Raw genomic sequence first — 21,554 nt, forward strand, 5'->3', positions numbered from 1 at the left:
ATATCGATGGATAAGAAATATTGCGCTTATATTTGTGCCGGTTGTGGCATTGGCGATGCGCTTGATCTTGAGGCACTCGCCGAAGTTGTCACAGGTGAGATGTCCATGGAGTGCAAGACTTTTTCGTGCCTCTGTGGTGCCGAAGGTCGTAGCCTGATTGAAAAGGATATTGCCGACGGGGTTAATACCGTTGTCGTCGGAGCCTGTTCTCCCCGGGTCATGACCCAGGAATTTGATTTTGGTAAGGATAAAATTACTGTTCGGGCAAATCTCAGAGAACAGGTAGTATGGGCTCAGGCAAAACCCGCAGAGGGCGAAGAGCCTCATAGTGAAGCGGCTGAATTTATGCAGGAAACAGCCTCCGACTACATGCGGATGGCGTGTACCCGTGCGAAAAAAACCGAACCTGCTGATCCGTACAAACTGGAAGCTATTAATAAGACTATTTTGGTTATGGGTGGCGGGCTTGCCGGACTCACCGCAGCAAAAGAGGCTGCCGCTGCGGGCTATAACGTCATACTTGCCGAAAAAGACGATAAACTTGGTGGCAAGGCCGTTGGCTGGAGAAAAAGTTTTCCTACCAAGGCACCCTGGACTGATTTGGAAGAAAATCCAATTCATGCACTTATTGCCGAGGTTGAGGCAAACGCCAAAATCACCATAAAAACGGGTATTGAAGTTGCCCGTATCACGGGAGCTCCCGGTGATTTCGGAATAAGCTTTAAAGCCGCCGGCAGCAAGACTGAATGGGACGCTCCGGCAAAAGTCACAACCGAAGAGCAGGACCTGATCAACAAGGGGGAGAAAGACGATCCCAATGTTGGTCTTATGAAGTACACCAAAATCAACCCCGAGGCTACCAAGGTAGGGGCTGTTGTTCTGGCTACTGGTTGGACACCGGCTGATGTTTCACAGTATGAGCATCTGGGGTATGGCAAAGTTAAAAATGTCGTTACCAATGCCGAGTTTGAGAAATTGGCCAAGGATGGAAAGGTTCCGGCTAATGTTGCCTTTGTTCAGAGCCCCGGCGGAAAAGATAACGACAAGGATTTCCCCTACTGTAACTCAGTCACCTCGATGGTTGCCTTGAAGCAGGCACAATACGTCTGCCAGGACAATGCCGAAGGCAAGGCCTATATCCTCTATCAGCACATGAGAACTCCTGGTCATATGGAGCTCTTTTATAAAAATGCTCAGCTGAATGACGGTATCTTCATGACCAAAGGCAATGTCATGAAAGTCGAAGAGGCTGGCGGCGGTCTTTCTGTCGCCGTAGAAGATACCTTGCTGGGAGAGAACATTAATCTTAATGTCGATATGGTTGTTCTTGCTGCCGGCATGGAACCAACCACTCTTCATGAAAAAAGCATTAACCTTGCCTATCGACAGGGGCCCGGCTTCAACGATCTTGGCCTCTTTGACGGTTATGCAGATTCTCATTTTATCTGTTTCCCATATGAGACCAGACGTACCGGCGTTTACACCTGTGGTGGGGTGCGAAAAGCAGAAACAATGGAAGAAGCGGTTGACGATGCGACCGGTGCGGCCTTAAAAGCTATTCAGTGTATCGAATCCGTCGATCGCGGTGTTTCCGTTCATCCACGTTCTGGAGATGCCACGTATCCTGAGTTCTTCATGCAGAGATGTACTCAATGCAAACGTTGTACTGAGGAATGTCCTTTTGGCGCACTCGACGATGACGATAAAGGTACTCCATTACCGAATCCGACCCGCTGTCGTCGCTGCGGTACCTGTATGGGTGCCTGCCCTGAGCGAATTATCGGCTTTAAGGATTACAATATCGATCTCATCGGTTCTATGATCAAATCGATAGAAGTGCCGGAAGACGATGAAGACAGATTGCGAATCCTTGTTTTAGTATGCGAAAACGACGCCTACCCGGCTCTGGATATGTCCGGAATGAGGCGCAATGGCATCAGTCATATGGTTCGTTTTATACCGGTCCGCTGTCTTGGCTCAGTCAATATGGCCTGGATCAGAGATGCGTTGTCAGCCGGTTTAGACGGTGCCATGCTGTTGGGTTGTACCTATGGCGATGATTATCAGTGTCACTTTGTTAAAGGGTCGGAAATTGCCAACAAGCGCATGGAAAATATAGGTGATACTCTGTCGACACTCGGACTCGAGCCAGAAAGATGTGCCGCAAACCAGGTTGCTATCACTGATTATGATAAAATCCCGCAGATCATCAACGATTTCGTTGAAGAAATTGTTGAGATGGGACCGAATCCATTCAAGGGTTTCTAAGCGGTTTTTTAATGACCTGCAGCAGATCATTTCCGCTGCAGGTCATCATCAGCCGGTAGAACGGCAGATTTTTATTGAATGATTTTCATTGATACTATGCAGGAGGAACAAATGAATGTTCAACCCGATTTAGATTTTATAAAATCCTTGAAGGAGGCGGGGGGAGATACACTGAAGAAGTGCTATCAATGTGCAACCTGTTCGGTTATGTGCCCCCTGTCAAAAGATGGCAAACCGTTTCCCAGAAAGGAAATGATCTGGTCCCAGTGGGGTATGAAAGAGAAACTGGTCACCGATCCCGATGTATTTCTTTGTCATCAGTGTGGCGATTGTACGGCTAACTGCCCGAGAGGTGCCAAACCCGGTGATGTACTCAGTGCCATACGGGCCTATGCTTATACTTTTTACGGATGGCCTGCCCCTCTGGCCAAACTTGCCTCAAGTGCCAAGGGCTTGCCGGTACTCATCGGTATCCCGGTGGTGGTGATTTTTATTATGTGGCTGATCTCCGGGGCGATGCATATCCCGACCCAAGAGGAGTTTGCCAGCCATGGCTATCAGCGCTTTTTCGGTCATTGGGATTTTTTCTGGTATGCTAAGAATCCCTTCTTTATCGTGCTGATCATGGTGCCGTCTTTAGGGCTCGGTCTCTACTCAGGATTCAGAGGCATCAGTAAGATGTGGAAGAGTATGAGTGCAGATGCCGGACTCAATAAAGACTACAGGCCTTCTGTTGGTCAGTTCATCAAGGAATTCCTCTGGCCATCTCTTGTTGAGATTGTCAAGCATTCAAGGTTTCGCGAGTGTACTGTAAACACTGACAGAGTTCGCGGGCATCTGCCTTTGATGCTGGCATTTATCGGTTTATTTATTGTAACCTGTTGGTCCCTTTTCAGACTTGATGTCCTTGCTCTTGCATGGCCGTCTCTGCACACCCCTATGCCACTGACCGATCCTTTCAAGATTCTGGCCAATGTGTCGGCCGTTGCCTTGCTGTTCGGGATAGCTGTGCTGTGGAATAACAGAAAGAAGGCTGAAAGTGAACAGGATACCAAGCCGACTTTTTATGATTGGTTCCTTATTTGGGAAATCACCGCAGTTGGTGTCACCGGACTCGGGGCGGAGCTTCTGCGCTGGGCAGGCATGCCGGTTTTGGGATACATCGTTTACTTTTTGCATCTGGTCTCTATCATGATGCTGTTCTTGTATCTGCCCTATACTAAATTTGCCCACTTGATCTACAGGACTGGTGCTTACACTTTTGAAAAATATCGCGAAAGTGGCTATGGCAGAAGTTAAAGAAGTACTATTCTGAACTGTCTCAGGAAAACCCTCGAGAAATAAAAAGGCCGAGTCGTGTGACTCGGCCTTTTTATTCACTTCATCAGTTTTTTATTGCTTATTTTTGCACGCGCGTTCTGACCGGTAGGGGGGGACGCCGTGCAATGTGCAGGTTTTTGATTTTTGGAATGAAGAATACAGCACGAAGAGTAGAATGCAAAAAAAGCAAAAAAGTAAAATTAGAGGTTGATTTAAAATTTTGAAGTGAGTATATTCTCCGGTCTTGTAAGCTGGCGTAGCTCAATGGTAGAGCTCCTCACTTGTAATGAGGTTGTTGTGGGTTCAAGTCCTATCGCCAGCTCCATTAGAAATAACACTTTACAAAGTTGCTGTTAGAGTATAAAGAGTGTCTGTCTATTTCAGGCATTCCCCCATGGAGGGGTTCCCGAGCGGCCAAAGGGAACAGACTGTAAATCTGTCGGCTCAGCCTTCGGAGGTTCGAATCCTCCCCCCTCCACCAATTTGTTAACATTGTAAAGTAGCTGATATCCTGAGCGGGAATAGCTCAATTGGTAGAGCATCAGCCTTCCAAGCTGAGGGTTGCGAGTTCGAGTCTCGTTTCCCGCTCCATAAGTAGTTCTTGTGCGCAGTAAAAAAAAGCCCACGTAGCTCAGTTGGTAGAGCGCATCCTTGGTAAGGATGAGGTCACCGGTTCGACTCCGGTCGTGGGCTCCATGCACTTGTAACAATCTGACAACTTTTTCAACGGCCTGAGGAGACAAGGAAATGTCAAAGAAAAAATTTGAAAGGACTAAACCGCACGTCAATGTGGGTACCGTAGGACATATCGACCATGGTAAAACCACACTGACTGCAGCAATTACTCGTGTCTTATCTCTTAAAGGTCAGGCCGCATTCACTGACTTCAGCGAGATCGATAAAGCACCTGAGGAAAAAGAGCGTGGTATCACCATTGCTACCGCCCACGTCGAGTACGAGACAACGAAACGGCACTATGCGCACGTTGACTGCCCAGGTCATGCTGACTACATCAAGAACATGATTACCGGAGCAGCCCAGATGGACGGCGCTATTCTGGTTGTTGCTGCCACCGATGGTGCCATGCCGCAGACCAGAGAACATATCCTTCTTGCCCGTCAGGTTGGTGTTCCTTCGATTGTTGTTTTTCTTAATAAATGCGACATGGTCGATGACGAAGAACTCATCGAGTTGGTTGAGATGGAGCTTCGCGAGCTGCTTGACAAGTACGATTTCCCAGGCGATGATGTGCCTTTTGTAAAGGGATCAGCCCTGCAGGCTCTTGAGAATCCGGAAGACGAAGCCAAAGCCAAATGTATCTGGGACCTGATGGATGCAATCGATTCCTATATTCCTGAGCCCAAGCGCGATGTCGATCAGCCATTTTTGATGCCGGTAGAGGACGTCTTCTCTATCTCCGGTCGTGGAACTGTGGCGACCGGTCGTATTGAGAGAGGGGTTGTTCATGTCGGCGACGAGTTGGAGATTGTCGGTATCCGTGATACCCAGAAGACCACCTGCACCGGCGTTGAGATGTTTCGTAAACTGCTCGATGAAGGCCAGGCCGGTGACAATATTGGTGCGTTGCTGCGCGGCGTGAAGCGTGAGGAGATCGAGCGCGGACAGGTACTTGCTGCCCCGAAATCTATTACCCCGCATACCAAGTTCAATGCAGAGTGCTATATCCTCGGCAAGGACGAGGGTGGTCGTCATACTCCGTTCTTTAACGGCTATCGTCCCCAGTTTTATTTCAGAACAACCGACGTTACCGGGGTTGTCACGCTCGCCGAGGGTGTGGAAATGGTAATGCCCGGGGACAACATCAGCGCAGCGGTTGAGTTGATTACGCCGATTGCTATGGATGTCGGTCTGCGATTTGCCATCCGTGAAGGCGGGCGAACTGTTGGTGCCGGTGTTATCAGTGAAATTATCGCTTAATACACTTGTTTAATGATATGGCCCTTATCCTTTTTTAAAAGGGGTAAGGGCGATTTTTCATATGGGAAGATTCAATGAGAGATACCGTAACTCTTGCATGTGGTACATGCAAACGTCGCAATTATACGACGACGAAAAATAAAAAAAACACCCCGAACAAATTGGAATTCAGTAAATTCTGTCCATTTTGCCGGGTTCATACACCGCATAAAGAAACCAAATAGGTTTTTTGCAGGCCAGTAGCTCTAATGGTAGAGCGCCGGACTCCAAATCCGGATGTTGGGGGTTCGAGTCCCTCCTGGCCTGCCATCTTTATTTGTTGGTGCTGGTTTATTTCTTAAAACAACTCGGATCTTTCTCTAGAGTGAGTGTTGTGACGGTATGGAGGTTAAGTTGCTATGGCAACGAGTTCAAAAATAAAAAAAAATAATCCTGTGAAGTCCGAAAAACCCTCATCGTTCTCACCTGCTCAAATTAAGAAATTTATCGAAGAGGTAAAAGTAGAGTTTTTAAAGATTGTCTGGCCGGATAAGAAAATGACTCTTGGGCTAACGGGTGTAGTCGTTGTTTTGACGATTGTTATTTCAATTTACCTCGGCTCTGTGGACCTGCTTCTCGGTAAGCTTGTCGCTTCGTTTTTGCGATAAATTGGAAGAGAAAGTTATTATCATTTTCCTAACGGATTGCGCCATTGGTGCAATCCGGTATCCCCTTCATATTTAATTACTGGATCACATGGCAAGACAATGGTACATACTCCAGGTCCATTCGGGATTTGAAGACAAGGTTAAGGCAACCCTCGAGGAAAGAATTCGCAAAGATGGCTTAGAAGAATATTTCGGCGAGATACTTGTCCCTACAGAACAGGTTGTTGAGATGATCAAAGGCTCAAGAAAGACCTCTTCGCGTCGTTTTTTCCCCGGATATATGTTGGTCAGCATGGATCTCAATGACGAAACGTGGCACACGATTCATGATAATATGCCGCGTGTGGTAGGCTTTGTCGGGGATGACCGGGATCCGATTCCGCTCTCCGACGTAGACGCCGCAAAAATTATCGGTAGAATTCAGGATGGATCTGAACGTCCGCGTCCGAAGGTCGTCTTTGATATTGGCGAGGTGGTGCGGGTTATAGATGGTCCGTTTGCCAATTTCCAGGGAGTGGTTGATGAAGTTTTCCCGGAAAAGGGCCGTGTACGCGTTATGGTATCGATTTTTGGAAGAGAAACACCGGTTGAGCTGGAATTCGTTCAGGTTACCAATACATAATAGTTTATGCATGATTGTTGTAACTTCCCGGTGTGGTAATCGATTTTCAATTTACCTGGAAGTAACTGAAAAATAGTGAGTGGAGTGAAATAATGGCCAAAAAAGAAACGGCATATATCAAGCTGCAAATACCAGCTGGTAAAGCCAACCCGTCACCACCTGTCGGTCCCGCATTAGGACAGCACGGGGTTAATATTATGGAGTTTTGCAAGAACTTCAATGCAAAGACTCAGTCAATGGGCGACACCATTGTTCCTGTTGTTATCACAGTGTACCAGGATCGTTCGTTCAGCTATATTACCAAGACTCCTCCTGCATCGGTACTCCTTTTGAAGGCAGCTGGGTTGAAGAAGGGATCCGGTAATCCGAAGGCAGATCGTGTGGCTGAAATAGGCCGTGATAAAATCCGGGAGATAGCCGAGCTGAAGATGCCGGATTTGAATGCATATGACGTGGAAAGCGCCATGCGCATTATCGAAGGTACAGCACGAAGTGCAGGCATTACTGTAGTAGATTAATATTTATTAAAATTTAAATTACTGCTGGTAGGACGAGTTTGTTCCTATGCAAGTAGGAGGCTGATATGCCGAAACACGGAAAAAGTTACCGAAAAATTGCCGAAGGAATTGATCGATCAACCCTGAAAGATGTTGATGAAGGAATTGCATTGGTCTTAAAGTCGAGTTATGCCAAGTTCGATGAGACTTTTGATGTTGCGATGAAACTTGGCGTCGATCCACGACATGCAGACCAGATGATTCGATCATCTGTCTCGTTGCCGCACGGTACCGGTAAAGTGACGAGGGTTTTGGTTTTTGCCAAAGGCCCGAAGGAAGCTGAAGCACTGGAAGCTGGAGCCGACTATGTTGGTGGTGATGATTTAGTCGAAAAAATTAAAGAAGGCTGGCTCGAGTTTGACAAGACTGTCGCTACTCCCGATATGATGGGTGTTGTTGGTAAAATCGGGAGAATTCTCGGACCACGCAATCTTATGCCCAACGCTAAACTTGGTACCGTAACAATGGATGTCGGCAATATAGTCCGTGACATCAAGGGCGGTAAGGTCGATTTCAGAGTAGACAAAGCTGGAATAGTTCACGCGGGTATTGGCAAAATCTCTTTTGGTAAAGAAAAACTCGCTGAGAACCTGATTGCCTTTGTCACGAGACTTATTCAACTCAAGCCATCTACCAGTAAGGGTGTGTATCTTCGCTCCATTACCATCTCTTCTACTATGGGACCAGGGGTAAAACTCGATCCAATAGCGGTAAGGGCAGTGGCCAAATAAATTATTTTTTGTCAATTGCCGGACCTCTTATCTTAACAGGCCGGCAGTTTATATAGTCGAAGACAGCGGGCACTGAATGTTTAATCGTGTCGATCACGACCTGCCGAGACGAAAAAGGCGAATATAAAAGTATTCTGATCAAGAAATTTATTCCCCGCCGGTCTTGAAAAGAGCGTATCTGCTGTTTCGAACATTGTTCACATTAACCAAGGAGGAGTACTTTGAATCGTGATGATAAGTTAGCAATTGTCTCGGAATTGAACGACTCGTTCAGCCGAGCCAGTTTTGCGGTTGTCGCTGACTATTGTGGTTTGAAGGTTTCTGAATTGCAGAAAATTCGTGTTGAATTGAAAAACTGCAATTCTGAAATCCGTGTAGCCAAAAATACTCTCCTGAAAAGAGCAGTTACGGATACCGGCAACAGTGCACTCAGTGATAGTTTCACTGGTACCACTGCGGTTGTTATGGGATATGCAGATCCAGTTGCCCCTGCCAAGGTGGTGGCGAAATTTGCCGATGACCATAAAAAATTCATAATTCGTTGCGCAGCTCTTGATGGAGAAAAAATCGGAGTGGAAGAGCTTATTGCTCTCTCCAAACTTCCTACGAAGGAAGTATTGCTGGGACAGTTATTGTCTACCTGGAAAAATGTGCCGACCGGCCTTGTTCAGGTGTTGACTGGCGTTCCACGCTCCTTTGTCTACACTCTGCAGGCCATCAAAGATCAGAAAGAAGCCGCAAACAATTAATATTCTTGTTTAGAAAACTATTATTCAATACAAAAAGAGGTAACACATCATGGCTGTAACCAAAGAAGAAGTAATCGATTTTATCGCTAATATGTCCGTTCTCGAGCTCTCTGAACTCATCAAAGAATTCGAGGAAAAATTTGGTGTCTCTGCAGCTGCTCCGGTAGCTGTTGCTGCAGCTGGTGCAGGCGCTGCTGCTGCCGCACCGGTAGAAGAGAAAACCGAATTCGATGTTATCCTGGCCAGTGTAGGTAGTGAGAAAATAAAAGTCATTAAAGAGGTTCGTGCCGTGACAGGTCTTGGCCTGAAAGAAGCGAAAACTCTGGTAGAGTCTGCACCAGCTCCTTTGAAAGAAGCCACCACCAAAGAAGATGCTGCGGACATTAAAGCCAAAATCGAAGCGGTTGGAGCAACTGTTGAGATTAAGTAATTGATTTTGCAAGTAGTTGTTCGTTGTACGAACAATCCACCTTGATATCGACACGCTACGAGCTTGGCATCGTGGCGTGTTGTGTTTTGTAGAGAATACTATTTTTTGATAACAGGTGAGATATCAGGTGGTTGTGCATTAGGCGTGTTGCTGATTTGATGTTTAAATGAAAATTGCACAAAAGGAATGATACTATGCTTGAAAACAATGCTTATGTTTTTCCTGGCGATACTCAGAACATCGGCGTTCAAACTTTTCCCGTGATTTTTGACTACAGTGACCAACCAGACCCCACCTAACCGAATTAATAGTCTGTAGAACGGCATTTCTGAGCAGTAAATTCAAATCATCTAGTTAGATTCATAGGCAATTTCGAGGAAAAAATATGGAAAGAGTGAGAAAGAACTTTGCCACGGCTGCCGCTATTCTTGAGCCGCCCCATTTGATATCAATGCAACGCCTCTCGTATGAGAAATTCCTTCAGATGGATTGCGATCCTGATGAAAGGGAAGATTATGGTTTGCAAGGTATACTGCAAAACGTTTTTCCAATCAACGACTTTAACGGCATTTGTTCACTTGAATTCGTACGATATAAATTCGGCGAACCCAAATATACCATTCATGAATGCCTGCAACGCGGCATGACGTATGAGATTCCTCTGAAAATTGTCGTTCGATTGATTACTTTTGATGTGGACGAAGAAACGGGTGTGCAGTCAATTCGTGACATCAAGGAACAGGAGGTCTTTCTTGGTTCTTTACCGCTGATGACCGGGGATGGCGTTTTCGTCATCAACGGAACGGAAAGGGTAATCGTTTCCCAGCTCCAGCGGTCGCCAGGTTTGTTCTATACGCATGACAACGGCAAGAGTCACTCCAGTGGTAAATTGTTGTACTCGGCACGAATCATTCCAGTGCGGGGTTCATGGATCGATCTGGAATTCGATATTAAAGACATCCTCCATGTCCGTATTGACCGCAGGCGAAAATTCCCGGTCACGACTTTATTAAAGGCCCTGGGGCTGACGAGCGAAGAACTGCTCAAAGAATTTTATCCCACCGCTGATGTTATTAAAGACGGAGAGATCTACAAAGTCAGTTTTGATTCGGACCTGATAAAGGGACAACGACTCGAATTTGACATTGTGAGTCCTGTGGATGGCGAGATTCTTGGCCGGAAAGGGAAAAAAGTTTCCAAAGTACTCTGTAAAAAACTCGATGCAGCCGGAATTACCCATCTACCCGCATCAAGAGAGTCATTGTTTGGCGAAGTTTTAGCAGAGACCATTGTCAATAAAGAGACCGGTGAAATAATTGCTCTTTGTAATACCGAGTTGACGGAAACGCTTTTGGAAACCCTCGAAGCGCAAGGTGTAAATGCGTTTAAGGTTCTGCATATTGACGGCGTTAAATATTCGCCATCATTTAGTAAAACCTTGGCGCTCGACAAAGCCAAGACGACCGAAGAAGCCCTTATAGAAATATATCGACGTCTCAGACCTTCCAGCCCTCCGACTCGTGAGATAGCCGAGTCGTTTTTTCATAACCTGTTTTTTAATCAGGACCTTTATGATCTGTCAGAGGTGGGCCGTTATAAGATCAATGCCAAGCTGCACTTAGACATTGATATCACGAACCGGGCGTTGACGAAGGAAGATATTATCTGTTCCGTTCGGCATCTTGTCCGATTGAAAGATACCCAGGGCGGGGTTGATGATATCGATCATCTTGGCAACAGGCGTGTGCGGACGGTTGGAGAGCTCGTCGAAAACCAATATCGGATGGGTCTTGTCCGGATGGAAAGAGCCATTAAAGAAAGGATGACCCTCCAGGATGTTGAAACTTTGATGCCGCATGACCTGGTCAATCCTAAGCCAATCTCCGCTGCTATTAAAGAGTTCTTTGGCACCAGCCAGTTGTCGCAGTTTATGGATCAGACGAATCCACTGTCGGAAGTGACCCATAAGCGGCGTTTGAGTGCTCTTGGACCCGGTGGACTGTCCCGGGAAAGAGCCGGTTTTGAGGTTCGCGATGTTCATCCGACCCATTATGGCCGTATTTGCCCGGTCGAGACTCCTGAGGGACCGAATATTGGTCTGATTGTCTCCCTTGCGACCTTTGCGCGAATCAATCCGTATGGTTTTATTGAAACCCCATACAGAAAAGTTGAGAATCGGATTGTAGCCGATGATGTCAAATATCTGAGTGCCCTGCAGGAACAGAACCAGTTTATAGCCCCTGCACTTATTGAGTCGGACCAAGATCATCGAATTGTTCCTGATAATCTTATTGTCCGTGAGGCTGGCGAGGTTATTACAACCGTGGCGGAAAATGTCACGTACATGGATATTGCGCCAAATCAGATGATCAGTGTTGCCGCATCCTTAGTGCCGTTTCTTGAAAACGATGATGCGAACCGTGCTCTGATGGGCTCCAACATGCAGCGCCAGGCGGTACCGCTCCTGATAACGGCAGCACCGCTGGTCGGTACGGGCATGGAGAGATATGTCGCCAGAGATTCCGGTGCTTGTTTGCTCAGTGCCGGCGATGGGGTTGTCGAAGAGGCCGATTCAAATCGTATCGTGGTCAGATACGATGTGCCCGGCACCGATGGCTTTGATACCGGGGTTGGCGTGTATCGTTTGGAGAAAAATAAAAAATCAAATCAGAATACCTGCTTTAATCAGCGACCGATTGCCCTGCCGGGCACCAGAGTTACCAAGGGAGTGGTCCTGGCCGACGGGCCATCCTGTGAAGCGGGCGAACTGGCTATCGGTAAGAATGTCACCATTGCCTTTATGCCGTGGCGCGGTTTTAACTTTGAAGACTCTATCCTTATCAATGAGAGGCTGCTTAAGCAGGACACCTTCACCTCGGTGCATATTGAGGTGTTCGAGACCATGGCTCGGGATACGAAACTCGGTAAGGAAGAAATCACTCGAGACATTCCCAACGTGAGTGAAGAGACGCTGAGAAATCTCGACGATTCAGGTATTGTCAGAATAGGCGCCGAGCTGAAAGCGGGCGATACTCTCGTTGGCAAGGTCACCCCGAAAGGCGAAACGGTCCTGTCTCCGGAAGAGAAATTGTTACGGGCTATATTTGGTGAAAAAGCCCAGGACGTTAAAGATTCTTCGCTCCGTGTGCCGCCTGGTGTCAGCGGTGTTGTCATCGATGCCAAGGTTTTCTCCCGTAAGGGTGTGGATAAGGATGAACGATCTTTATTAATCGAGGATCTTGAGATCGAAAAGCTCAACCAGGATAAGGTGGATGAGCTGCGCAGTCTGAAGCGTGGGACCTGTCGAGAAATCGGCAAGGTCCTGGAGGGACGGACGGCCAAGACCGATATTGCCAACAAACACGGCGAGATCATCGTCAAACTCGGCAAAAAAATTGCTGCTGAGCAGGCTGAGCTTATCGGCTTTTCCCGATTGCGTGATATTGATTTCAGCGAAAAGGCAAAATACATTGAGCAGATTGACGCGGTGTATGCACGGTATGACAAACAGGCAAAACTGATCACCGATCGATACGATGGCATTATTGAGAGATTGAAGAAAGGGGATGATCTGCCTCCCGGTGTTGTCAAGATGGTCAAAGTCTATGTCGCTACCAAAAGGAAACTTTCGGTCGGCGATAAGATGGCGGGAAGACATGGGAACAAAGGTGTCGTTTCCCGGTTGCTGCCGGAAGAAGATATGCCGTTTTTCGATGACGGGACCACGGTCGATATTGTTCTCAATCCTCTGGGTGTTCCTTCCCGTATGAATGTTGGCCAGGTTCTTGAAGTGCATCTGGGCTTTGCCGCCAAAAAACTTGGCGAACAGCTCGAGAAACTCGCCCGTCAGGAAGCGGTGTCGGAGATTAAGGCGAAGATGAAGGCTGTCTACTCGGCCTCCGAATTCAAGACCCTCACTGAAGGACAGACGGATGCGGAAATAATCGAGTGGGCCAGAAGACATCAGGCCGGACTGCATATGGCAACACCAGTTTTTAACGGTGCTCCAGAGGCTGCGATCAGAAGGCTGCTCGTCGAAGCCGGAATCGATGAGGTCGGCCAGGTGCAACTGTATGATGGTCTTACCGGAGAACCTTTTGCCAATAAAGTTACCGTCGGTGTCATGTATATGTTGAAGCTGCATCATCTGGTTGACAATAAGATTCACGCCCGGTCAACGGGTCCATACTCCCTGGTTACCCAGCAGCCCCTTGGCGGTAAAGCCCAGTTTGGTGGACAGCGACTAGGTGAGATGGAGGTCTGGGCTATGGAAGCCTATGGCGCTGCATATACACTCAAGGAATTTTTAACGGCTAAATCCGATGATGTGGAAGGCCGAACCTTGATGTATGAGCGTATAGTCAAGGGAAATAACTTTCTGACAACAGGATTACCTGAGTCTTTTAACGTTCTGGTCAAAGAACTGCAGGCCCTTTGTTTAAATATGGAACTTATTGAAGGATAAAGGAAGAGAGAACATGCAACGGCTGGCGCTTCTGACCGCTGGGCATCCCGATGCCGGATGTATTCCGGAATATGCCCGGTACGGTAGCCTGCCCCATATTTCCTTTAACAAATCCTTTAATATAAGGGAGAGGTGATTTCGTGGAAGAGTTATTCAATTTTTTTCAAAAACCGAAAGCTCCAGTAAAATTTGAAAGCGTTCAGATCTCTCTGGCTTCACCGGAGAAGATCATGGACTGGTCGCATGGTGAGGTCAAAAAACCGGAGACCATCAATTATCGAACCTTCAAGCCGGAAAGAGATGGTTTATTCTGTGCTAAAATATTTGGCCCGGTAAAAGATTTCGAATGTAACTGCGGCAAGTATAAGCGGATGAAACACCGTGGTGTTGTCTGCGAGAAATGCGGCGTAGAGGTTATCCAGTCGAAGGTCAGACGTGAGCGATTGGGGCATATTAAACTCGCGGCACCGGTGGCCCATATCTGGTTCCTCAAGAGTTTGCCCAGTAAAATTGGTGCGGTCCTTGACATGACCCTCAAGCAGCTGGAGAAAATTCTCTATTTTGAACAGTATGCTGTTGTAAGGTCCGAGGTTGATGCACTTCCCGTCGGCACCCTGTTGACTGAGGAGAAATACCGCTCGGCCCGCGAAGAATATGCAGCTCAGTTTGAGGTAGGCATCGGTGCCGAGGCGATTCGCGAACTCCTTGCTGCCCAGGATCTTGTGTCGCTGTCGAAACAGCTGCGTGAGGAAATGCTGTCGACGAATTCCCAGACCAAAAGGCTGAAGCTGGGCAAGAGGCTCTTTGTCATTGAGGCCTTCCGCGATTCCGGCAACAAACCCGAATGGATGATTCTTGAGGTCATTCCGGTGCTGCCACCTGATCTGCGACCTCTGGTGCCCCTTGAAGGTGGCCGGTTTGCGACTTCTGATCTGAATGATCTCTATCGAAGAGTTATTAACAGGAATAATCGCCTGAAGCGGCTTCTGGAACTTGATGCACCTGATATCATTATCCGTAATGAAAAGCGAATGCTCCAGGAAGCGGTCGATGTCCTTTTCGATAATGGTCGACGGGGCAGGGTTATTACTGGCGGCAACAAGCGTCCGCTGAAGTCGCTGTCCGATATGCTGAAAGGCAAGCAGGGACGTTTTCGGCAGAACCTGCTGGGTAAGCGGGTTGATTACTCCGGTCGTTCAGTTATCGTGGTCGGACCGCACCTTCGTCTGCATCAGTGCGGTATCCCCAAAAAAATGGCGCTTGAGCTGTTCAAGCCCTTCATCTATAACAAGCTCGAAAGAAAAGGGTTTGTCACCACCATCAAGAGTGCCCGAAAAATGGTGGAAAAAGAGGTGAAAGAGGTCTGGGACGTACTTGACGAGGTGGTTACCGAATATCCGGTCATTCTCAACCGTGCACCCACCCTGCATAGACTTGGTATGCAGGCATTTGAAGCGGTCCTGATTGAAGGAAAGGCGATTCAGCTGCATCCGCTCGTCTGTATGGCATTCAACGCGGATTTTGACGGTGACCAGATGGCGGTCCACGTTCCGCTTTCTGTTGAGGCCCAGGTGGAAGCCAGGGTCCTCATGATGTCCACCAACAATATTTTATCGCCGGCAAACGGTGAGCCGGTAATCATCCCGTCGCAGGATATTGTGCTGGGGCTCTATTACATGAGCCGGGAACGGCTCAATGTTATCGGCGAAGGCAAGGTTTTCAGCGGTGTGGAAGAAGCCATTATCGCCTATGATTACGGCCAGGTTCATCTGCAGGCCAAGGTAAAAGTGCGGAAGAATGGTGAGCTGGTTGATACCACGATGGGGCGTATCCTGCTGGGAGAACTGCTGCCGCCATCCGTTAAATTTGAAGAGGTCAATAAAGTACTGACCAAGAAAGCCCTGGCGACCCTTATCGATCATACCTATCGCCATGCTGGGACGAAGGACACGGTTATTCTTGCCGACAGATTAAAAGATACCGGCTATGAATATGCGACAAGGGCGGGGATTTCTATCTGCATCAACGATATGAAAATTCCGCTTGAGAAAGAGAATTTTGTCGAAAAAGCCGAAAATGATGTTCTTGACGTTGATCAGCAGTATACCGATGGTCTCATCACCGCCGGTGAAAAATACAACAAGGTCGTTGATATCTGGTCGAAGGTGACCGAAGATGTCGCCAACGCGATGATGGATGAGATCAAGGTCGATTATGTCCGCGATAAAGACGGAAAACTGATTGAGTCACCCAGTTTTAACTCGATTTTCATCATGGCCGATTCCGGGGCGCGTGGTTCAAGAGACCAGATTCGCCAGTTGGCCGGAATGCGAGGCCTGATGGCGAAACCGAGTGGAGCGATCATTGAGACGCCGATCAAAGCCAACTTTCGTGAGGGCCTTGGGGTGCTGGAATACTTTATTTCCACCCACGGTGCCCGTAAGGGACTGGCGGATACTGCGCTCAAGACCGCCAACTCCGGTTATCTTACCCGGCGACTGGTTGATGTCGCGCAGGAGGCAACCATTGTAGAAGCCGATTGCTTAACACTCGATGGCATCATTGCCGAACCATTGATGGACGGCGGTGAAATTATCGTGCCGTTGAGCGACAGGATACTTGGCCGGGTTGCTCTGGATGATCTGGAGGACCCCTTCAATGAAACAGTCATTGTTGAAGCCGGCGAGGAGATAACAGAAGATATCGTCGAAAAAATTACCGCTGCAGGTATTGACAGAGTTCCTATCCGGTCGGTTCTGAGTTGCCGGTCCAAGAGAGGGGTCTGTGCTGCATGTTACGGGCGTGATCTCGGTCGTGGCCATATGGTCAATAAAGGCGAGGCTATTGGTGTTATTGCGGCGCAGTCAATTGGCGAGCCCGGTACCCAGCTGACCATGCGTACCTTCCATGTCGGTGGTACGGCAAGCAGATCTGTTGAGCAGGCCGAGCTGAAAACGAACATCGGCGGCACCGTCTCTTTCAAAAACCTCCATTCGGTCACCAATGCCGAAGGAACTGAGATCGTCATGAATCGTAATGCGGTGATCTCGATCAAAGATGAATTGGGCCGCGAGCGTGAAAAATTCAAGGTCAACTATGGCGCCCAGCTCCTGGTCAAGGAAGGTCAGGCTGTAGCAAGGGATACCATCCTTGCCGACTGGGATGCGTATACGATACCGATCGTTGCTGAGGTGGGAGGTACCATCAAATACGGCGACGTTATCGAGGGTATCACCATGCAGGAAAAGGTGGATGCCGTCACCGGTAGATCCTCACTGGTCATTATTCATACTGCGGGTGGAGCGCAGATGAGTCCGCGCATTACCGTGAAGAACGACCGTGGCAAAACCGTGAAACTCGCCGATTCCGAGACCTATGCAAGGTACAGTCTGCCCGTCGGATCGATTATTTCCGTCAGTGAGGGAGATGTTATCCAGCCCGGAACGATTGTCGGCAAGATCCCCCGTGAGACCACGAAAACAAAAGATATCACCGGTGGTCTGCCAAGGGTTGCTGAATTGTTTGAAGTCCGTAAACCAAAAGATCCGGCGATCATCGCCAAAATCGATGGGAAAATCAGTTTCGGCAAGGAACTCAAAGGTAAACGGCGGGTGATTGTTACCCCTGAGTATGGTGAGCCACAGGAGTATTTAGTACCGAAGGCCAAGCATATTATTGTCCATGAAGGCGATTATGTTCAGGCCGGTGAGCCGCTCATGGAAGGAACCATCGTTCCCAACGATATCCTGGCCGTTCTTGGTGTCAAGGAGCTGGCTAAATTCCTGGTCAATGAGATCCAAGAGGTGTATCGCCTCCAGGGTGTCAAGATCAATGACAAACATATCGAGGTCATTGTTCGACAGATGCTCAAACGCGTTATGATCACCTCTTCCGGCGATTCCCGCTTTATGATCGGCGAACAGGTCGAATGGTGGAAATTTGAAGAAGAAAGAGACAAGCTTGTGGCTGAAGGAAAAACACCTGCTGTTGCTGAGCCGTTACTGCTTGGCGTAACCAAGGCCTCACTGTCGACGGAAAGCTTTATTTCTGCGGCCTCCTTCCAGGAGACCACCAAGGTACTCACCAATGCAGCTGTTGCAGGAAAGATTGATGAGCTGGCGGGCTTGAAGGAAAATGTTATTATGGGCCGGTTGATTTCAGCGGGCACTGGCTTGTCAAATAAGCACTAAGTCCGTAAGATATGGGAATTGCCAGGCTTAGTACCTTTAGAAGTTATTCTTCTGCCAAAATGCCAGAAAATAATTTATAAGGTACTACCCCCGCCAGAAAGCTTTGCGGGATAAGTTCCATAACGAAATAATGCGCTTGTAAAAAACACAAGTGCATTATTTCTAAGTCACGAAGCAGGCAAAGCATTGTAAAGTGGATTTTTTCCTTGACACTGCTGTGCTATTAGGGTAATTATCACCACTTTCGTGTTTAGAAATGAGTGTCCAGGTCGGCAGTCGATCGCCTGGTATTCTAAAATAGGGTATGTAAACAGGAGCAGTTAACGTAATGCCAACTATTAATCAACTGGTAAGATTGGGCCGTAAGAAGTCTGTTAAAAAGACCAATACCCCTGCTTTGAAAGGGTCACCCCAGAAGCGTGGTGTGTGTGTGAGGGTCTATACAACGACACCCAAGAAACCGAACTCAGCTCTTAGGAAAGTTGCCAGGGTGCGGCTGACAAATGGTATTGAAGTTACATCGTATATCCCCGGTATCGGTCATAATCTTCAAGAGCACTCAGTTGTTATGATTCGTGGCGGCAGGGTGAAGGATCTTCCAGGTGTTCGGTATCATATCATTCGTGGTACCCTTGATACTCTGGGCGTGTCCAATCGGCGTAAAGGTCGTTCAAAATATGGTGCAAAAAAACCAGCTTGATGAGCTGCTGCTTGATGCGAGGTTAAAAGATGTCACGAAGAAGAACAATTGAAAGACGGCCGATAGATCCGGATGCACGATTCAACAGCGTGCTGGTGTCTAAATTTACCAACGGATTGATGGAGCGAGGGAAGAAAAGTCTTGCTCAGAGAATTTTTTACGGCGCGATGGATATAGTCGAAGAGCGTATCAAGGATACGGATCCCTTGACTGTATTTGAAGAGGCAATGGAGAAGGTCCGTCCACGGGTCGAGGTTAAGTCTCGTCGTGTTGGTGGTGCTACATATCAGGTGCCGATGGAGGTTCGCCAGACAAGGCGGAACGCCCTGGCTATTCGCTGGCTTATCAGCTTTTCTAAATCCAGATCGGGTAAGTCTATGTCCGAGAAGCTTGCCGCTGAGCTCATGGATGCTTATAACAATCGCGGTGCTGCGGTCAAGAAAAGAGATGATACCCATCGGATGGCTGAAGCCAACAAAGCTTTTGCTCATTACCGCTGGTAACGGAGAGTTTTGGTCTTGTGACAGATTGCTGCAACAAGAGGTTGGCGAACGTATAATTATAAGAGCTAAGCAATTGTTATGGCAGCCTTGAAAGATTTGCATGACGTGCGCAATATTGGCATTATGGCCCATATTGACGCCGGTAAAACAACAACGACCGAACGGATACTCTTTTACACCGGGAGATCATATAAGTTGGGTGAAGTCCATGAAGGCACGGCCGTCATGGACTGGATGGAGCAGGAGCAGGAGAGGGGGATCACTATCACCTCTGCAGCGACGACATGCTTCTGGAAAGATAAAAAAATTAACATCATTGATACTCCGGGGCACGTCGATTTCACAGTTGAGGTTGAGAGGTCGCTGAGGGTATTGGACGGAGCAGTAGCTGTTTTTTGTTCCGTAGGCGGTGTGGAGCCGCAGTCAGAGACCGTTTGGCGGCAGGCTGATAAGTATGGCATTCCACGCATAGCATTTGTTAATAAAATGGATAGGATCGGAGCGAACTTTGAACGGTGCGTTTCGATGATATCTGACAGGCTCGGTGCAAATCCTCTGCCCATTCAGCTTCCGGTAGGAAAAGAAGCGGAGTTTGAGGGGATCATCGACCTTATAGAAGAGAGGATGCTTGTCTTTGACGAGCAGTCTCTTGGACAGGAAGTAACGGTTCAAGAAGTTCCTGCCGAATATAAAGAAAAATTCGCGGCCGCACGTTTGGTGCTCCTCGAGAAGTTGGCCGACTTCGATGAGGACATCATGGAAAAATACTTAAATGATGCAACAGTAGCTACTCCTGAGATATATAAGGCTCTCAGAAAAGCGACCCTGTCGCTGGACATAGTTCCGGTTCTTTGCGGGAGTGCTTTTAAAAACAAGGGTGTTCAGCCGCTGCTCGATAGTGTAGTTAATTTTCTTCCTTCCCCGCTTGATGTCAAAGATGTCGAGGGAGAAGGACCCAATGGCGAGATAATTAGCCGGAAAACCGATCCGAAGGAAAAATTAGCCGGGTTGGTCTTTAAACTGATGAGTGATGCTTTTGTAGAGAATCTGGCATTCATCAGGGTATATTCCGGAACCATTGCCGTTGGCGACAAGGTGTACAATCCTGTTAAGAAAAAACAGGAGAAGATATCCAAGTTGATGAAATTACATGCTAATAAGCGCGAAGAAGTGCAGGAAATATCTGCCGGGGACATTGGCGCAGTTGTTGGGCTCAAGTTTACGACCACCGGCGATACCCTGTGCGCAAAAGGCGATACCATAATCCTTGAGAGTATGGACTTTCCTGATCCGGTGATCGGGGTGGCTATTGAACCTAAAAGCAAGGCTGAAGAAAAAAAACTGGCCGACACTCTTGCGAAGATAGCCCTGGAAGATCCATCTTTCACGGTTTCGACAGATGCGGATTCCGGGCAGACGATCATCTCTGGTATGGGGGAGCTGCACCTGGAGATAATTGTCGATCGGTTGCTCAATGAATTTAAAGTTTCGGCAAAGGTGGGCAAACCCCAGGTTGCCTATAAAGAGACAATCGATATCAGTCATAAGGCAGAAGCAAAATTCGATCAATTGACCGGGGCCAAGGGCCAGTACGGGCATGTCGTTATTCAGATCGAACCTCTGCCCCGTGGTGGTGGAATAGAGTTTGTAAGTTCTGTGGACCAGGAGTTGATCCCCGATCAGTTCTTAGGGGCAATCAAAAAGGGGATTGTTGATAGTCTCGACTCTGGTCCTCTGATTGGTTATCCGCTCACGGATATTAAAGTGAGTCTTATCGGTGGCTCTTATCACGAGGAAGAGTCAACTGAGATGGCTTTTGGGGTAGCAGCAGCAATGGCAATCAGAAGGGCAACTTCAGAAGCGAAACCGAAGTTGCTTGAACCGATAATGAAGCTTGAAGTTATTACTCCTGAAGAATATATCGGCGATGTAATTGCCGATCTAAATAGTAAAAGAGGTAAGATTGTTGGGGTATCTGCAGAATCTAACCTGCAGATCCTGAACGGGCATGTGCCACTGGCCGAAATGTTTGGCTATTCGACGTCACTCAGGTCGGCGACTCAGGGCAGGGCCAATTTTACCATGCAATTTTTGGAATATGATGTGGTACCTGCTCAGAAAGCAGAGGTAATTATTAAAAAAATTAGAGGGATCTAAGTCCAAGCATATTGAGGAACCATTATGTCGAAGAAAAAATTTGAAAGGACTAAACCGCACGTCAACGTAGGTACCGTAGGACATATCGACCATGGTAAAACCACACTGACCGCTGCAATTACTCGTGTTTTATCTCTTAAAGGTCAGGCTGCATTCACTGACTTCAGCGAGATCGATAAAGCACCTGAGGAAAAAGAGCGTGGTATCACCATTGCTACCGCCCACGTCGAGTACGAGACAACGAAACGGCACTATGCGCACGTTGACTGCCCAGGTC

16 protein-coding genes and 5 tRNA genes are annotated in these 21,554 nt (G+C 47.8%); all 21 read left to right on the plus strand.

Going from position 1 to position 21,554, the window contains the following annotated elements:
• Positions 1-6 precede the first annotated feature (6 nt).
• Positions 7-2,268, plus strand: a complete 2,262-nt coding sequence (locus tag FCL47_RS22055; RefSeq protein WP_136815889.1) for a hydrogenase iron-sulfur subunit — start codon at positions 7-9, stop codon at positions 2,266-2,268.
• 111 nt (positions 2,269-2,379) lie between these two features.
• Positions 2,380-3,567: a quinone-interacting membrane-bound oxidoreductase complex subunit QmoC gene (gene qmoC, locus FCL47_RS22060; RefSeq protein WP_136815890.1), complete on the plus strand. Its 1,188-nt coding sequence runs from the start codon at positions 2,380-2,382 to the stop codon at positions 3,565-3,567.
• A 271-nt stretch (positions 3,568-3,838) separates the two neighbouring features.
• Positions 3,839-3,913: transfer RNA gene (locus FCL47_RS22065), tRNA-Thr, on the plus strand.
• Positions 3,914-3,984: 71 nt separating this feature from the next.
• A tRNA-Tyr gene (locus tag FCL47_RS22070) sits at positions 3,985-4,069 on the plus strand.
• A gap of 34 nt (positions 4,070-4,103) precedes the next feature.
• Positions 4,104-4,179: transfer RNA gene (locus FCL47_RS22075), tRNA-Gly, on the plus strand.
• A 29-nt stretch (positions 4,180-4,208) separates the two neighbouring features.
• A tRNA-Thr gene (locus tag FCL47_RS22080) sits at positions 4,209-4,284 on the plus strand.
• Between the two features lie 51 nt (positions 4,285-4,335).
• A complete protein-coding gene (gene tuf, locus FCL47_RS22085) occupies positions 4,336-5,526 on the plus strand; it encodes an elongation factor Tu (RefSeq protein WP_136815891.1) in 1,191 nt (396 codons plus the stop codon).
• A gap of 74 nt (positions 5,527-5,600) precedes the next feature.
• On the plus strand, positions 5,601-5,750 hold the full coding sequence (gene rpmG, locus FCL47_RS22090) for a 50S ribosomal protein L33 (RefSeq protein ID WP_136815892.1): 150 nt from the start codon (positions 5,601-5,603) through the stop codon (positions 5,748-5,750).
• A gap of 9 nt (positions 5,751-5,759) precedes the next feature.
• A tRNA-Trp gene (locus FCL47_RS22095) sits at positions 5,760-5,835 on the plus strand.
• Positions 5,836-5,924: 89 nt separating this feature from the next.
• On the plus strand, positions 5,925-6,173 hold the full coding sequence (gene secE / locus FCL47_RS22100; RefSeq protein WP_136815893.1) for a preprotein translocase subunit SecE: 249 nt from the start codon (positions 5,925-5,927) through the stop codon (positions 6,171-6,173).
• Positions 6,174-6,261: 88 nt separating this feature from the next.
• On the plus strand, positions 6,262-6,795 hold the full coding sequence (gene nusG / locus FCL47_RS22105) for a transcription termination/antitermination protein NusG (RefSeq protein WP_136815894.1): 534 nt from the start codon (positions 6,262-6,264) through the stop codon (positions 6,793-6,795).
• 92 nt (positions 6,796-6,887) lie between these two features.
• The gene (gene rplK, locus FCL47_RS22110) at positions 6,888-7,313 is read left to right on the plus strand and encodes a 50S ribosomal protein L11 (protein ID WP_136815895.1); all 426 of its coding nucleotides are present in this window, start codon (positions 6,888-6,890) and stop codon (positions 7,311-7,313) included.
• A gap of 65 nt (positions 7,314-7,378) precedes the next feature.
• Positions 7,379-8,083: a 50S ribosomal protein L1 gene (rplA, locus tag FCL47_RS22115; protein ID WP_136815896.1), complete on the plus strand. Its 705-nt coding sequence runs from the start codon at positions 7,379-7,381 to the stop codon at positions 8,081-8,083.
• Positions 8,084-8,304: 221 nt separating this feature from the next.
• Positions 8,305-8,832, plus strand: a complete 528-nt coding sequence (gene rplJ, locus FCL47_RS22120) for a 50S ribosomal protein L10 (RefSeq protein ID WP_136815897.1) — start codon at positions 8,305-8,307, stop codon at positions 8,830-8,832.
• 49 nt (positions 8,833-8,881) lie between these two features.
• Positions 8,882-9,262: a 50S ribosomal protein L7/L12 gene (gene rplL, locus FCL47_RS22125; RefSeq protein WP_136815898.1), complete on the plus strand. Its 381-nt coding sequence runs from the start codon at positions 8,882-8,884 to the stop codon at positions 9,260-9,262.
• Between the two features lie 385 nt (positions 9,263-9,647).
• Complete coding sequence (rpoB, locus tag FCL47_RS22130; RefSeq protein WP_136815899.1) at positions 9,648-13,727, plus strand: DNA-directed RNA polymerase subunit beta; 4,080 nt, start codon at positions 9,648-9,650, stop codon at positions 13,725-13,727.
• Between the two features lie 140 nt (positions 13,728-13,867).
• Positions 13,868-17,917, plus strand: a complete 4,050-nt coding sequence (gene rpoC / locus FCL47_RS22135) for a DNA-directed RNA polymerase subunit beta' (protein WP_136815900.1) — start codon at positions 13,868-13,870, stop codon at positions 17,915-17,917.
• Positions 17,918-18,245: 328 nt separating this feature from the next.
• Positions 18,246-18,617, plus strand: coding sequence for a 30S ribosomal protein S12 (rpsL, locus tag FCL47_RS22140; protein WP_136815901.1), 372 nt, complete (start codon positions 18,246-18,248; stop codon positions 18,615-18,617).
• A gap of 29 nt (positions 18,618-18,646) precedes the next feature.
• Positions 18,647-19,120, plus strand: coding sequence for a 30S ribosomal protein S7 (gene rpsG / locus FCL47_RS22145; RefSeq protein ID WP_136815902.1), 474 nt, complete (start codon positions 18,647-18,649; stop codon positions 19,118-19,120).
• Between the two features lie 78 nt (positions 19,121-19,198).
• Positions 19,199-21,277 carry an elongation factor G gene (gene fusA / locus FCL47_RS22150; protein WP_136815903.1) on the plus strand — a complete coding sequence of 693 codons (2,079 nt, stop codon included), beginning with the start codon at positions 19,199-19,201 and terminating at the stop codon, positions 21,275-21,277.
• Between the two features lie 24 nt (positions 21,278-21,301).
• A partial coding sequence (locus FCL47_RS22155) for a GTP-binding protein (protein ID WP_240744340.1) occupies positions 21,302-21,554 on the plus strand: 253 nt, incomplete at its 3' end.

Origin of the sequence: Desulfopila sp. IMCC35006, assembly GCF_005116645.1 — a bacterium.
GTDB lineage: Bacteria > Desulfobacterota > Desulfobulbia > Desulfobulbales > Desulfocapsaceae > Desulforhopalus_A.

What these genes read in the sequence shown, in the direction of transcription:
- FCL47_RS22055 (WP_136815889.1), top strand. Translation starts at nt 7, where the DNA reads ATGGATAAGAAATATTGCGCTTATATTTGTGCCGGTTGTGGCATTGGC.
- qmoC (WP_136815890.1), top strand. Translation starts at nt 2,380, where the DNA reads ATGAATGTTCAACCCGATTTAGATTTTATAAAATCCTTGAAGGAGGCG.
- tuf (WP_136815891.1), top strand. Translation starts at nt 4,336, where the DNA reads ATGTCAAAGAAAAAATTTGAAAGGACTAAACCGCACGTCAATGTGGGT.
- rpmG (WP_136815892.1), top strand. Translation starts at nt 5,601, where the DNA reads ATGAGAGATACCGTAACTCTTGCATGTGGTACATGCAAACGTCGCAAT.
- secE (WP_136815893.1), top strand. Translation starts at nt 5,925, where the DNA reads ATGGCAACGAGTTCAAAAATAAAAAAAAATAATCCTGTGAAGTCCGAA.
- nusG (WP_136815894.1), top strand. Translation starts at nt 6,262, where the DNA reads ATGGCAAGACAATGGTACATACTCCAGGTCCATTCGGGATTTGAAGAC.
- rplK (WP_136815895.1), top strand. Translation starts at nt 6,888, where the DNA reads ATGGCCAAAAAAGAAACGGCATATATCAAGCTGCAAATACCAGCTGGT.
- rplA (WP_136815896.1), top strand. Translation starts at nt 7,379, where the DNA reads ATGCCGAAACACGGAAAAAGTTACCGAAAAATTGCCGAAGGAATTGAT.
- rplL (WP_136815898.1), top strand. Translation starts at nt 8,882, where the DNA reads ATGGCTGTAACCAAAGAAGAAGTAATCGATTTTATCGCTAATATGTCC.
- rpoB (WP_136815899.1), top strand. Translation starts at nt 9,648, where the DNA reads ATGGAAAGAGTGAGAAAGAACTTTGCCACGGCTGCCGCTATTCTTGAG.
- rpsL (WP_136815901.1), top strand. Translation starts at nt 18,246, where the DNA reads ATGCCAACTATTAATCAACTGGTAAGATTGGGCCGTAAGAAGTCTGTT.
- rpsG (WP_136815902.1), top strand. Translation starts at nt 18,647, where the DNA reads ATGTCACGAAGAAGAACAATTGAAAGACGGCCGATAGATCCGGATGCA.
- fusA (WP_136815903.1), top strand. Translation starts at nt 19,199, where the DNA reads ATGGCAGCCTTGAAAGATTTGCATGACGTGCGCAATATTGGCATTATG.